Raw genomic sequence first — 13,299 nt, forward strand, 5'->3', positions numbered from 1 at the left:
CTCAAGCGCCTTGGTATACTCTACCAGTCCACCTGTGTCGGTTTAGGGTACGGTCTGATGGAGGGCTGTTTCCAGGAACCTCTGAACGGCCCGCCCAATCCGATCAGGGCGAACAATCTTCGAGATCCGTCACGTCCTCCTGGCCCAGGACTATTAACCTGGTTCCCATCGACTACGCCTTTCGGCCTCGCCTTAGGGGCCGGCTTACCCTGCTCAGATTAGCTTTAAGCAGGAACCCTTGGACTTACGGCGAGGGGGTCTCTCACCCCCTTTGTCGCTACTCATGTCAACATTCTCGCTTCTGATCTCTCCACCGGATGCCTTGCGGCCCGGCTTCACAGAAAGCTTCGCGTGTCCGCCTTCCCCGAAGGAAACAGGACACATGAAGCTGTATCACAGAACGCTCCGCTACCACGTGCATTGCTGCACATCCTGAGCTTCGGCTCGTGGCTTGAGCCCCGTTACATCTTCGCCGCAGGACAGCTTATCTAGACCAGTGAGCTGTTACGCTATCTTTAAAGGATGGCTGCTTCTAAGCCAACCTCCTGGTTGTTTTGGCCGTCCCACATGCTTTCCCACTTAGCCACGAATTAGGGGCCTTAGCTGCAGGTCAGGGTTGTTTCCCTCTTCACGACGGACGTTAGCACCCGCCGTGTGTCTCCCGGATACTACTCCGCGGTATTCGGAGTTTGCTTAGGCTCAGTAAGGCTGTGGGCCCCCATCACCCATGCAGTGCTCTACCCCCGCGGGTATTCCTCCGAGGCGCTACCTAAATAGCTTTCGCGGAGAACCAGCTATCTCCAGGTTTGATTGGCCTTTCACCCCTAGGCACAAGTCATCCAGACCCTTTTCAACGGGTGTTGGTTCGGACCTCCAGCACGTGTTACCGTGCCTTCATCCTGCTCATGCCTAGATCACCTGGTTTCGGGTCTGATCCGTCCAACTCATGCGCCCTTTTAAGACTCGCTTTCGCTGCGCCTACACCTATCGGCTTAAGCTTGCTGGACAGACCAAGTCGTTGACCCATTATACAAAAGGTACGCCGTCAGGACTCCCATGAAATCGCTCTGCAATTCCAGAACTCCCGCGCCTTCTGCGCGCGCTTCCAGAATCGCCAGAGCGATTGCAAAGGGGTCCCTCCGACTGCTTGTAGGCGTCCGGTTTCAGGTACTGTTTCACTCCCCTCGTCGGGGTGCTTTTCACCTTTCCCTCACGGTACTGGTTCGCTATCGGTCAGTAAGGAGTACTTAGCCTTCGGGGGTGGTCCCCCGATCTTCAGACAGGATTTCACGTGTCCCGCCCGACTTGATATGTCTTCGCGACGCTTCCTGTACGGGGCTGTCACCCTGTGTCGCCGGCCTTTCCAGACCGTTCCAGTCACCTCGCAAAGATCGGCTGGTCCGCGTTCGCTCGCCGCTACTGACGGAGTCTCTCTTGATTTCCTTTCCTCCGGGTACTTAGATGTTTCAGTTCCCCGGGTTTGCCCTTAAACCCCTATGTATTCAGGGTAAAAGTACCTGGCTTCACACTTTGTTAAGCGCTGCGCGGGCGCAGGCCCGCCTCCCGCATTGAGCGGGCGCGGAGCGTGCGTTATCGCTTTGCGATAACAAAACATGATCAGGTGGGTTTCCCCATTCGGACATCCACGGATCACGGCCTATTCCCGGCTCCCCGTGGCTTAACGCAGGGTATCACGTCCTTCATCGCCTCTTACTGCCAAGGCATCCACCAAACGCCCTTTTCGCGCTTGATTTGATCCAGGAAAAGCAAGGCCCTTCCCGGTGATCAAAAAGCATACTTACCCAAGACTGCGCGCCGCAAGGCAACGCAGCCTGTTTTGGTCAGTGTACTAGACTTGGACAATACCGCTTTCAGGACCAGACCCCGAAGGGGCCGGATCCAAAGGCCTTCCCTACTTGGAAGACCCGGCGATACTGATGTTGTATCTCTCTGTACGATGTCAATTCCGTCCGATTGGACGACCAAACACGGGGGCAAGCCCGCGCTTGGTGGTCAAATCGTCTCTCCGATGCCCCTGTCCCGCGCATCTGGTGGGTCGAGGAGGACTTGAACCTCCGACCTCACGCTTATCAGGCGTGCGCTCTAACCACCTGAGCTACCGACCCACATGCCGTCCGCGCCCCGGCGCGGCAAAAGGCTCCGGTGGAGCCTTTTGAGGCATGTGCCGAGGGCGCAAGCCCGAGGAAGGCGCAACACCCGAGGGCGCACCACCCGATGCGCAAGCCCGCAAAGCGCGCAACACCCGTTGCAGCCTTCATTTGGTGGAGCCTATCGGGATCGAACCGATGACCCTCTGCTTGCAAAGCAGATGCTCTCCCAGCTGAGCTAAGGCCCCGATCTGGCGTCGTCCGGCGAAGATCATGCCGCACATCTGCCCGGCATTCCTGCCATCGCGCTGGCGCGATGGCCTTCTCCACTCAAAATGCGACCCCAATCCTTGGACTGGACCAGCGTTTTGACCCCGACTGTCGTCAGGGCCGTTGCGAAGGGATATGAGGACGGCCTGGCCGCGTTCTGAGCGAATGACTTCGCTCATGCTAAGTGTTCCCCATGCCGGGTGCGTGCGGGCACGCACCGTCCAAATGGAAACATCCTTAGAAAGGAGGTGATCCAGCCGCAGGTTCCCCTACGGCTACCTTGTTACGACTTCACCCCAGTCACTGAGCCTACCGTGGCTGGCTGCCCCCTCTTACAAGGTTGGCGCACCATCTTAGGGTAGACCCAATTCCCATGGTGTGACGGGCGGTGTGTACAAGGCCCGGGAACGTATTCACCGCGTCATGCTGTTACGCGATTACTAGCGATTCCGACTTCATGGGGTCGAGTTGCAGACCCCAATCCGAACTGAGATGGCTTTTTGGGATTGGCCCATTGTCACCACCATTGTAGCACGTGTGTAGCCCAACCCGTAAGGGCCATGAGGACTTGACGTCATCCACACCTTCCTCCGGCTTATCACCGGCAGTTCTCCCAGAGTGCCCAACCGAATGCTGGCAACTGAGAGTGTGGGTTGCGCTCGTTGCCGGACTTAACCGAACATCTCACGACACGAGCTGACGACAGCCATGCAGCACCTGTGTTACCGCTCTCTTTCGAGCACACCCACATCTCTGCAGGGTTCGGTACATGTCAAGGGTAGGTAAGGTTCTTCGCGTTGCATCGAATTAAACCACATCATCCACCGCTTGTGCGGGTCCCCGTCAATTCCTTTGAGTTTTAACCTTGCGGCCGTACTCCCCAGGCGGTCGACTTCACGCGTTAGCTGCGTTACTAAGGGCATATAGCCCCCAACAACTAGTCGACATCGTTTAGGGCGTGGACTACCAGGGTATCTAATCCTGTTTGCTCCCCACGCTTTCGTGCATGAGCGTCAGTATTGGCCCAGGAGGCTGCCTTCGCCATCGGTGTTCCTCCACATCTCTACGCATTTCACTGCTACACGTGGAATTCCACCTCCCTCTGCCATACTCAAGCCACACAGTCCCAAATGCAGTTCCCAGGTTAAGCCCGGGGATTTCACATCTGGCTTATGTAACCGCCTGCGCACGCTTTACGCCCAGTAATTCCGATTAACGCTCGCACCCTACGTATTACCGCGGCTGCTGGCACGTAGTTAGCCGGTGCTTCTTCTTCCGGTACCGTCATCCACACCCCCTGTTAAAGAATGCGATTTCGTTCCGGCCGAAAGAGCTTTACAACCCGAAGGCCTTCTTCACTCACGCGGCATGGCTGGATCAGGGTTTCCCCCATTGTCCAAAATTCCCCACTGCTGCCTCCCGTAGGAGTCTGGGCCGTGTCTCAGTCCCAGTGTGGCTGATCATCCTCTCAGACCAGCTACCGATCGTCGCCTTGGTGGGCCTTTACCCCACCAACTAGCTAATCGGACATCGGCCGCTCCCATAGCGCCAGGTCTTGCGATCCCCAGCTTTCTCCCTCAGGTCGTATGCGGTATTAGCCCACCTTTCGATGGGTTATCCCCCACTACGGGACACGTTCCGATGCTTTACTCACCCGTTCGCCACTCTACTCAGGGTTGCCCCCTTTCGCGTTCGACTTGCATGTGTAAGGCATGCCGCCAGCGTTCAATCTGAGCCAGGATCAAACTCTTCAGTTCAAATCCCATGCAAATAGTTTTCGCTCGCAGAAATTTCCGAAGCCAGCCATCCACCTCATCCAGGCTCTCACCCAGACTCAACAGACAACTCTCTTCTTCTTTCGTGCAAGTACTCGATCTCTTCAAGCTTCCAGATCCACTCGCGTCTCTCAACGCTCACGAACCCTTCCACCCGCCTCTATCAAGCACCCACACCTATCGGCTGTAGTTTGTTAAAGAGCAGTCGCGCCTTTCGGCGCATCCGGCAACACGGAGTTCAGTGCTACCAGCTTCGTTGAACAACCTCTCCATCATCAGGCCGATTAGCTCCAGGTTTGGTGCAAATCGGCGGAGGGGTGGTCAACGGGGAGGCGAATCTTAGCCCCGGGCGTCGTCGGATGCAACCCCCTTCAGTGCGTTATTTCATTCTTTTTTCGGGGGGTGCAATTTTAGGTCGAGCAATCAATGGCCTGCAGTTCGACCAGCCACGCTGGCAGCATGCCTCACGGCGCCGCACGGACTCGCCCGCTGCTCAGCCCGCCTGATTCTGGTACCAGTCCATGATGCGTTCCCCGGTCCAGAAGACCACGCCAGGCTGCTGGGCAAGGCGCGCGAACACGCGCTCGAAATAGCCGATGCGATGGGGCACCCCGGAGATGTACGGGTGCACCGCGATAGCCATCACCTTCGGCCGCTCGGCAGACTCCGCGTACACGCAGTCGAAGTAGTCCATGCAGCGCTGCTCGAACTCTGCGGCTGCGTGGCGCGACACCATCATCATCGAGATGTCGTTGAGTTCGACGGTATACGGCATCGTCACCAGCGGACCGTGGCGCGTCTGGATAGTGCAGGGTTCATCATCGATGACCCAGTCTGCGGTGTAGCGAATACCTGCTTCGGCGAGGAAATCCGGCGTCTGCAGCGTCTCGGTGAGACCCGGTGCGAGCCAGCCGACAGGGGCCTTGCCGGTGAACGCCTTGATCGATTCGCAGGTGCGCGCGATCGTCGCCCGCTCGTCCAGCTCCTGGTGTGTCGGCCGCTGGTCGTAGCCGTGACCCATGAACTCCCACCCGGACTCCAGCGCCGCCCTGGCAACCTGAGGGTACTCGGTGCACACCGCGCCGTTGATCGCGAGCGTGGCTGGCACCTTCAGCCGATCGAGCACCTGCTTGATGCGCCAGAACCCCACACGCATGCCGTACTCGTGCCAGCCCCAGTGCGGCACGTCGGGTACGGTGGTCACGTGGGTCGGTGGCGGCAGCACCTGGCGAGGCATTGCCCGCTCGATGCGCCACACCTCGACGTTGACGATGGGCCACACGATCAGCCGGGCGTTGTCTAGCTTGAGCGGCCTGCGGCCGACAATCGGATCGTAGGGAATGCGTTGCGACGGAATCATCGAATGAGGTCCTCCAGACTGTTCTTGAGGTGGCTTGTCCCGATCGGAACCAGGGTGCATCCGCGCCAGCTGATGCGGATGTGGGCGAACGTGGCGAAGGTTAATCGATCTTCGCGCCGGAAGCCTTCACCACCATCCCAAGCTTGGCGATCTCGGAACGGATGAACTTCGGGAACTGTTCCGGCGGCAGCGTCACCGCTTCCGCACCCTGCTGCGCGAGCACTTCGCGCATCTCGGGCAGCGCCGTGATCTTCACGAGTTCGGTGTAGAGCCGGGCTACGACGGGCTTCGGCATGCCCGCCGGACCCATGATGCCGCTGTAGAGCATCAGATCGAAATTCGGCACTCCGGACTCGCCCATGGTCGGCACGTCCGGCACCGATGCGTTGCGCTTCAGGGTGCTTACGGCCAGGCCACGCAGCTTGCCGGCCTTTACCTGCGACAGTGCTGCCGGCATCGTCGAGAAGACAAGCCCGACCTGGTCGGCCAGCAGCGCCGCGACCGCAGGACCGCTGCCGTTGTACGGGATGTGCGCCATCTCGAGCTTCGCCGCCATCCGGTAGCTCTCGCTCGCCAGGTGCAGGATCGTGCCGTTGCCCGAAGACCCGTAGTTGAACTTGCCCCCGCGCGTGCGAATCAACGCGGTGAGTTCTGCCACGGTCTTTACCGGCAGGCTCTGGTTGACCACCAGCAGCAGGGGTGTCTGCGCGACCAGCGTGATGCCGGTGAAATCTTTCACCGAGTCGTAGGGCAGTCGCGAGTACAGCGTTGCGTTGATCGCATGGGTCGTCATGTCCTGGATCATGATCGTGTAGCCATCCGGGTTGGCCTTGGTCACGATTCCGGAACCGATCAGCGTACCGGCACCCGGCCGGTTGTCGACGACGACCTGCTGCCCGAGGGAGGTGCTGAGTCGCTGCGCGATCAGGCGTCCGAGTACATCCGAAATGCCGCCCGGTGCGAACGGCACAATCATGCGGACGGACCGCGACGGATAACTGCCCTGAGCGAGAGCGGCAGATATGGGGGCAAGCACTGCCACAGCGGCAGCGACGGAAGCGAAGAACACGGCAGGCAGTCGCATCTTTGGGAACCCTGGTTCTGGTTGAGGAAAGGCAAACGGGGAACGCGCGGTCGGGCAGACCGCGGCGATCAGTGGAATCCACGACAGTAGCAGGGAGCATGCCACTCGCATACAGCGGACCCACAACGCAAAAGGCCAACCGTTAAGGTTGGCCAGTGCGCTCGATTCTTTGGTTGCGGGGGCAGGATTTGAACCTACGACCTTCGGGTTATGAGCCCGACGAGCTGCCAGACTGCTCCACCCCGCGCCAGAGAGGAGATAGTACCCCCGGGCGCTGCGTAAATCAACTTCATTCTGAGGTTGTTCCCGAAACCGTCCTCAGATTGCGCCAGCGACGCCCGGATCGTCGTCCCCGTCGCCTTTCGAACCCTGATCCTGATCATCACCGGCTTGCGGGCCCGCAGGGCCATCCGGGGCCTCCGGCACTTCCGTCTCTGGCGCATCGAGCAGTACCGGCTCTGCCACGTCGGCCGACGATGGCGGTTCGTCGAGCGCCAGCTGCGGTGCGCCCTCGACCAGCGTACCGAGATCTTCCAGCGGTGGAAGGTCGCCGAGCGATGTGAGGTTGAGGTCGTCCAGGAACTGGCTCGTCGTCGCGTAAAGCGCGGGCCGTCCCGGCACTTCCTTGTAGCCGACGGCCTCCACCCAGCCGCGCTGCTCCAGCGTCTTGACCAGCGCGCCGGAGACCGTCACGCCGCGTACCGCCTCGATGTCGCCGCGCGTCACCGGTTGCCGGTAGGCGATGATCGCGAGCGTCTCCATCACCGCGCGGGAGTAGCGCGGAGGCTTGTCCGGACGCAGCCGGTCAAGGTACTGCTGCAGGTCGGGGCGCGCCCGGAAGCGCCAGCCGCTTGCGACATGGGTCAGTTCGATACCACGGCCCTCCCAGTCTGCGCGCAGCGTCTCGAGTACCCGGCGCAGCGCATCCGCCCCGAGTTCGTCATTGAACAAGCGCCGAAGTTCAAGCACCGACAGCGGATCGTCGGCCACCAGCAGCGCCGTCTCGAGTACCCGCTTGACCAGTTCGAGGTCGAACCCCGAGTCCACGCTCTCGCGTATTGCCGGCGTGTCGGGCGCCGGCGTGTCGGCCGGTACCCCGGTATCGGTGTCGGCCACCGCGCGGGCCGCAGCCTCTGTATCGCTCGTCGCCACGGACGTCACATCGTGCGCAGCAGTCCCTGCCCCGCCCTCGGTCGGGCTCTGTTCGGTGTCGTTCATCTGTGTAGGTTCAGGTTTCCGGGGAGCCGATCGCGGCCACGGTTTCTTCGTCTTCCGGATCGGCTCCCGCGAGGCGGACATGGATCGGCGCAAAGGGGGCCTGCTGGGTGATCTGGATCATCGACTCCCGGCACAGCTCGAGCAGCGCCAGCAGGTTCACGACGATCACCGGCACCCCTGCGTTGGCATCGAAAAGACTGAAGAACTCGACGAACTTGTGGTCCTTCAGCCGGCGCAGGATCCGGGTCATGTGTTCGCGGACCGACAGTTCCTCCCGCGTCACCCGGTGATGCCGGTTCAGCTTGGCCCGGGCGAGCAGCCGCAGCCACACGGCCTTCAGATCCTCGGGGTCGACCCTCGGGGGCAGTTGCAGGTCCAGGCGCTCGAACAGCACATGTGCCACCTCGAAGTCGCGCCCCACCTGGGGCATCCCCGCCAGTTGCTGGGCCGCAAGCTTGATCTGTTCATACTCGAGCAGGCGGCGTGCCAGTTCCGCACGCGGATCTTCTTCGTCGGCCGATGCGGTCGGCGGCCGCGGCAGCAGCATTCGCGACTTGATTTCGATCAGCAGCGCCGCCATCAGCAGGTACTCGGCCGCAAGTTCGAGCCGGTTGTCGTGCATCACGTCGATGTACTCGAGGTACTGGCGCGTCAGTTGCGCCATCGGGATGTCGAGCACATTCAGGTTCTGCTTGCGGATCAGGTACAGCAGAAGGTCGAGCGGGCCTTCGAAGCTCTCCAGGATGATCTGCAGCGCATCCGGCGGGATGTACAGATCCTGCGGCACCGCGAGCATCGGCTCGCCGTGGACTCTTGCGATGCCGGCTACGACGGCGACGACCGGCGGCGCTTCCGCGCCAGCCACCGCCGGCTCGGCAGGTGCCCGCTCGGCTGGATCCGGTGCGTCGATCGTGGCTTCCTCGAGGTGTGGCGTGGTGGTCATGGAGCGACGCAGTTTACCGCAGCCTGACCCTCAGGGCCGCCCGCGCGCCGCCCCGGCCTAGCTGTAGTCGAGCCCCATAGCCTCGCGTACATCGCGCATCGTCTCGCCGGCGAGCGCGCGTGCCTTCTCGCATCCGTCCGCGACGATGCTGCGGAGCAGAGAAGGATCCTCCTGGTACGGCCGCGCGCGTTCGCGCATCGGCGCCTGCTCCTCGAGTACCCGGTCGATCACCGGTTGCTTGCACTCCAGGCAGCCGATACCCGCGCTGCGGCAGCCCTCCTCCGCCCACCGCTGCACCGACTCGGGGGAATACACCTGGTGGAACGCCCACACCGGGCAACGCGCAGGATCGCCCGGATCGGTGCGGCGCACCCGCGCCGGGTCGGTCGGCATCGTACGGATCTTCTTCACGACGCTGTCGCGGTCTTCGCGCAGGGAGATCGTGTTGTTGTAGGACTTGGACATCTTGTGCCCGTCGAGACCCGGCATCTTCGAGGCCTCGGTCAGCAGTGCCTCCGGCTCGGCGAGGATCACCTTGCCACCACCCTCGAGGTAGCCGAACAGGCGCTCGCGGTCGGAAAGGTTCAGGTTCTGGACTTCCTCCAGCAACGCCCGCGCCGATTCAAGCGCCTGATCGTCACCCTGCTCGAGATACTTCGATCGCAGGTCGCGATACAGCATCGCACGCTTGCCGCCGAGGCGCTTGATGGCCGCCTCGGCCTTGTCCTCGAAGCCGGGCTCCCGGCCGAAAATGTGGTTGAAGCGGCGCGCGATCTCGCGCGTGAACTCGATATGCGGCACCTGGTCTTCGCCCACCGGCACCTGGTTCGCACGGTAGATCAGGATGTCGGCGGCCTGCAGCAGCGGATAACCGAGGAATCCGTAGGTCGAAAGATCTTTTTCTGTCAGCTTTTCCTGCTGGTCCTTGTAGGTCGGCACTCGCTCCAGCCAGCCCAGTGGCGTGATCATCGACAGCAACAGGTGCAGTTCAGCGTGCTCCGGCACCCTGGATTGCAGGAAGATCGTCGCGTGCGCCGGGTCGACGCCGCCAGCCAGCCAGTCGATCACCATCTCCCAGGCATTCTGCTCGATCACCTGCGGGGTGTCGTAGTGCGTGGTCAGTGCATGCCAGTCGGCAACAAAGAACAGGCACTCATGCTCATGCTGCAGGCGCACCCAATTCTTGAGCACGCCATGGTAATGGCCCAGATGAAGTGCGCCAGTCGGCCGCATCCCCGACAGCACGCGATCGGCATACATCGTGTTCGACTCCGTTCGTGGCGACCGCCGGAAATGCGCTCGCAAGTCGGCGAGTATAAGCAACCCGGCGCATTGCGACCGTCCAGCCCGCGATCAGCGGGTGCCGAGCACCGCGGCGCTGCCGCGTCCCTGCCGGGTGATTTCAGGCGGGTCACGCGTGAGATCGATCACCGTGGTCATCTCGATGCCGCACGAGCCGGCATCCAGCACCAGTTCGAGTTCGCGCTCGAGCCGCTCGCGGATCTGCGCGCCGTCAGTCACCGGCAGGTCGTCGCCCGGCAACTGCAGCGTGGAACTGAGCAGCGGCTCGCCGAGCTCCTCTAGCAGCGCCGCCACGATGCGATGCTCCGGTACGCGCAACCCGATCGTCGATCGCTTCGGATGCATCATCCGGCGCGGCACCTCGCGCGAAGCCTCCAGGATGAAGGTGTAGCTGCCGGGCGTAGCAGCCTTGAGGAGCCGGAACTGGCGGTTGTCGACGCGCGCGTAGCGGCCGAGTTCGCCGAGATCCTTGCACACCAGCGTGAAGTGGTGCTGCGGCTCCAGCTGGCGTATCCGCCGGATACGCTCGGCAGCCTCCTTGTTTCCGAGCTGACAGCCGAGCGCGTAACAGGAGTCGGTCGGATAGGCGATCAGCCCCCCACCGCGTACGATGGCAGCCGCCTGCCGCAGCAGCCGCACCTGCGGGTTTTCCGGATGGATGACGAAGTATTGCGACATGGCGATGGAGGCCGATGGAAGGACAGACAAGGAACGGGCCCGCGCCGGCACCGGATGCCAGCGACCTTCGGCGGCGCATGGCGCGCTTGCGAAATTTCCCCGACCGTAGCACGCTCCGCCGTAATCGACAGCACCGGCAACACAAGCCGCCTGCCTGGCCCTCGAGGCCACAGGCCAGTGCAGCACAGCGCCAACCCATCGATAGAGGTGAAGCATGTACAAGCACATCCTGTTTCCGACCGATGGATCCGAACGGTGCGCCCATGCACTGGAACACGCGATCGGGCTGGCAAAGGCCGTCGGCGCGAAGATCACGGCCTTGCACGTGGTCCCCGAGTACTACCCGCCGGTCTACGAGGATTCCGGCCCGTTCGATCCCGAGATCGAAGCCCGCTTCGAGCGTGAAGCGATCAACCGGGCCAACCGCTTCCTGGCACAGGTCACCGATGCGGCCGAGGCGGCAGGTGTGCCCGCCGGTTCAGTACACGTCACCAGCTACCACACGGCCGACACCATCATCAAGGTGGCGGAGGAACAGGGCTGCGACCTCGTGTTGATGTCCTCGCGGGGGCGCAGCGGGCTGGCGAGCCTGTTGCTGGGCAGCGAGACCAAGAAGGTGCTCGCTCACGCGCGTACCCCGGTGCTGATCTGCAAGTGACGGCAAGGTTCGACCTGACGATCCGCAACGGTACGCTGTCGACCGCGAGCGAGACGTTCAGCGCGGACATCGGCATCAGCGACGGGCGTATCGCCGCGCTGGCGGAGCGGTTGCCGCCGGGCGAAGCCGACATCGACGCCGCCGGTCGCTGGGTGCTGCCAGGAGGCGTCGACAGCCACACCCATATCGAACAGCGCTCGAGCAACGGCGTGATGTGTGCCGACGACTTCGCCTCGGGTACCACCTCGGCGGCGTTCGGCGGCACCACCACGATCATGTCGTTCGCCGCACAGCATCGGGGCGACAGCCTGACCGACGTCGTTGCCGACTATCACGCCCGAGCGACAGGCAAGGCGGTCGTCGACTACGCGTTTCACCTGATCATCTCCGACCCGCGCCCCGAAGTGCTCGACGGTGAACTGCCGGCCCTGATCGCCGGCGGCATACGATCGTTCAAGGTCTACATGACCTACGACAGGCTGAAGCTGGACGACGGGCAACTGCTCGAGGTGATGGCCGTCGCGCAGCGCGAGCGCGCGATGGTGATGGTGCATGCCGAGAACCATGAAGTGATCCAGTGGATCGCCCGCCGCCTGCTCGACCGCGGCCACCGCGCGCCGCGCTTCCATGCCGTCGCCCACGCGCCGGTGGCCGAGGGCGAGGCCACGCACCGGGCAATCGCGCTCTCCACCCTCCTCGACCAGCCTCTGCTGGTCGTGCATGTGTCGGACCCGACAGCCATCGGCCACATCCGGGCCGCGCAGACCCTGGGCGTGCGGGTCCATGGCGAGACCTGCCCGCAGTATCTCTTCCTCACCGCGGACGATATCGACAAGCCTGGCATGGACGGTGCCATGTGGTGCTGCAGCCCGCCACCACGGGATGCAGCCGCCCAGGAAGCCGTGTGGCGGGGCCTGCAGAACGGAACGCTGCAGCTGTTCTCGTCCGACCACGCACCGTACCGCTTCGACGCGAGCGGCAAGCTGCCGCTCGGTGCCGACACCACCTTCAAGGAGATGGCCAACGGCGTGCCCGGCATCGAGCTGCGGCTGCCGCTGCTGTTCTCGGAAGGCGTGATGGCCGGCCGCATCACGGTGAACGAATTCGTCGCACTGACGGCGACCAACCATGCACGCATGTACGGCCTGCATCCGCGCAAGGGTACGCTCGCCGTTGGCGCGGACGCCGACATCGCGCTCTGGGACCCGAACCGTCGCACCACGGTCGACTGGTCGATGCTGCATGACAACGTCGGCTACACGCCGTACGCAGGCCGTGAACTGCGCGGCTGGCCGGTCACGGTGATCCGGCGGGGCGAGGTGATCGTCGACGGCGGCCGCTTGAAGGCTGCGCCCGGATCCGGGCGCTACCTTCGCTGCGACGTACCGCAGCCGCTGCGCATCGAGCGGCCTGCGCCGCCCGAGCGCCGCCTGTTCAGCTGAACCGGCCGCCTACTTCTGCAGCGAGTCGCGGATCTGCCGCAGCAGCACCACTTCTTCCGGATCGGCTGCCGGCGCGGGCGCCGGCGCATCGGCCTTGAGGCGGTTGATCCACTTGACCAGCATGAAGATGATGAAGGCCAGGATGACGAAGTTGATCAGGATCGTGATGAAGCTGCCGTAGGCGAAAACCGGGATGCCCGCCTTCTTCAGGTCGGCCAGGTTCATCGCCACCTCGGGTGGCACTGTCTTCAGCGCGATGAAGAAGCTCGAGAAATCGAGCCCGCCGACCACGCGTCCCACGACCGGCATGATGAGGTCACCCACCACTGAATCGACGATCTTTCCGAAGGCCGCACCGATGATCACGCCTACCGCGAGATCCATCACGTTGCCCTTGATCGCGAAGTCCTTGAACTCCTGCATCATCCCCATCGACACCCTCCGTCCGCATTTTGTGGAAA

Annotated in this window: 9 protein-coding genes, 3 tRNA genes and 2 rRNA genes; 2 read left to right on the forward strand and 12 right to left on the reverse strand. The window is 62.6% G+C overall.

The window, feature by feature from the left end; genetic code table 11:
* The 11 genes from ING98_00860 to ING98_00910 all read right to left on the reverse strand — a co-directional run.
* Positions 1 to 1,753 (reverse strand): 23S ribosomal RNA (locus ING98_00860); the annotation flags it as partial.
* 296 nt (positions 1,754 to 2,049) lie between these two features.
* Positions 2,050 to 2,126: transfer RNA gene (locus ING98_00865), tRNA-Ile, on the reverse strand.
* Between the two features lie 154 nt (positions 2,127 to 2,280).
* Positions 2,281 to 2,356, reverse strand: a tRNA-Ala gene (locus tag ING98_00870).
* A gap of 263 nt (positions 2,357 to 2,619) precedes the next feature.
* Positions 2,620 to 4,135, reverse strand: a 16S ribosomal RNA gene (locus ING98_00875).
* A gap of 511 nt (positions 4,136 to 4,646) precedes the next feature.
* Positions 4,647 to 5,513: a polysaccharide deacetylase family protein gene (locus ING98_00880; GenBank protein ID MCA3100404.1), complete on the reverse strand. Its 867-nt coding sequence runs from the start codon at positions 5,511 to 5,513 to the stop codon at positions 4,647 to 4,649.
* Positions 5,514 to 5,613: 100 nt separating this feature from the next.
* Positions 5,614 to 6,489, reverse strand: a complete 876-nt coding sequence (locus tag ING98_00885) for a tripartite tricarboxylate transporter substrate binding protein (GenBank protein ID MCA3100405.1) — start codon at positions 6,487 to 6,489, stop codon at positions 5,614 to 5,616.
* A 278-nt stretch (positions 6,490 to 6,767) separates the two neighbouring features.
* Positions 6,768 to 6,844: transfer RNA gene (locus tag ING98_00890), tRNA-Met, on the reverse strand.
* Between the two features lie 71 nt (positions 6,845 to 6,915).
* Positions 6,916 to 7,815 (reverse strand): SMC-Scp complex subunit ScpB, encoded by a 900-nt coding sequence (gene scpB, locus ING98_00895; GenBank protein MCA3100406.1) that lies wholly within the window; start codon positions 7,813 to 7,815, stop codon positions 6,916 to 6,918.
* Between the two features lie 10 nt (positions 7,816 to 7,825).
* On the reverse strand, positions 7,826 to 8,758 hold the full coding sequence (locus ING98_00900) for a segregation/condensation protein A (protein ID MCA3100407.1): 933 nt from the start codon (positions 8,756 to 8,758) through the stop codon (positions 7,826 to 7,828).
* A gap of 57 nt (positions 8,759 to 8,815) precedes the next feature.
* Entirely contained in the window at positions 8,816 to 10,018 is a 1,203-nt protein-coding gene (locus ING98_00905; GenBank protein MCA3100408.1) for a tryptophan--tRNA ligase, read from the reverse strand.
* 93 nt (positions 10,019 to 10,111) lie between these two features.
* Positions 10,112 to 10,738 carry a threonylcarbamoyl-AMP synthase gene (locus ING98_00910; GenBank protein MCA3100409.1) on the reverse strand — a complete coding sequence of 209 codons (627 nt, stop codon included), beginning with the start codon at positions 10,736 to 10,738 and terminating at the stop codon, positions 10,112 to 10,114.
* Between the two features lie 214 nt (positions 10,739 to 10,952).
* Here ING98_00910 and ING98_00915 point away from each other — a divergent pair, with 214 nt between their 5' ends.
* Together ING98_00915 and hydA are read left to right on the forward strand one after the other, a co-directional pair.
* Positions 10,953 to 11,396, forward strand: a complete 444-nt coding sequence (locus ING98_00915) for a universal stress protein (GenBank protein MCA3100410.1) — start codon at positions 10,953 to 10,955, stop codon at positions 11,394 to 11,396.
* Positions 11,393 to 12,838 (forward strand): dihydropyrimidinase, encoded by a 1,446-nt coding sequence (gene hydA, locus ING98_00920; protein ID MCA3100411.1) that lies wholly within the window; start codon positions 11,393 to 11,395, stop codon positions 12,836 to 12,838. Before ING98_00915 ends, hydA begins: the two co-directional genes overlap by 4 nt.
* A gap of 9 nt (positions 12,839 to 12,847) precedes the next feature.
* On the opposite strand, the gene mscL is transcribed toward hydA, so the two are convergent.
* Positions 12,848 to 13,270: a large conductance mechanosensitive channel protein MscL gene (gene mscL / locus ING98_00925; protein ID MCA3100412.1), complete on the reverse strand. Its 423-nt coding sequence runs from the start codon at positions 13,268 to 13,270 to the stop codon at positions 12,848 to 12,850.
* Between the last annotated feature and the right edge of the window lie 29 nt (positions 13,271 to 13,299).

It is taken from the genome of Rhodocyclaceae bacterium, assembly GCA_020248265.1.
GTDB lineage: Bacteria > Pseudomonadota > Gammaproteobacteria > Burkholderiales > CAIKXV01 > CAIKXV01.

Excerpts from the sequence above, each read along its gene's own strand:
- ING98_00880 (MCA3100404.1), bottom strand. The coding sequence starts at position 5,513 with ATGATTCCGTCGCAACGCATTCCCTACGATCCGATTGTCGGCCGCAGG.
- ING98_00915 (MCA3100410.1), top strand. The coding sequence starts at position 10,953 with ATGTACAAGCACATCCTGTTTCCGACCGATGGATCCGAACGGTGCGCC.
- ING98_00905 (MCA3100408.1), bottom strand. The coding sequence starts at position 10,018 with ATGTATGCCGATCGCGTGCTGTCGGGGATGCGGCCGACTGGCGCACTT.
- ING98_00900 (MCA3100407.1), bottom strand. The coding sequence starts at position 8,758 with ATGACCACCACGCCACACCTCGAGGAAGCCACGATCGACGCACCGGAT.
- ING98_00885 (MCA3100405.1), bottom strand. The coding sequence starts at position 6,489 with ATGATTGTGCCGTTCGCACCGGGCGGCATTTCGGATGTACTCGGACGC.
- mscL (MCA3100412.1), bottom strand. The coding sequence starts at position 13,270 with ATGGGGATGATGCAGGAGTTCAAGGACTTCGCGATCAAGGGCAACGTG.
- ING98_00910 (MCA3100409.1), bottom strand. The coding sequence starts at position 10,738 with ATGTCGCAATACTTCGTCATCCATCCGGAAAACCCGCAGGTGCGGCTG.
- scpB (MCA3100406.1), bottom strand. The coding sequence starts at position 7,815 with ATGAACGACACCGAACAGAGCCCGACCGAGGGCGGGGCAGGGACTGCT.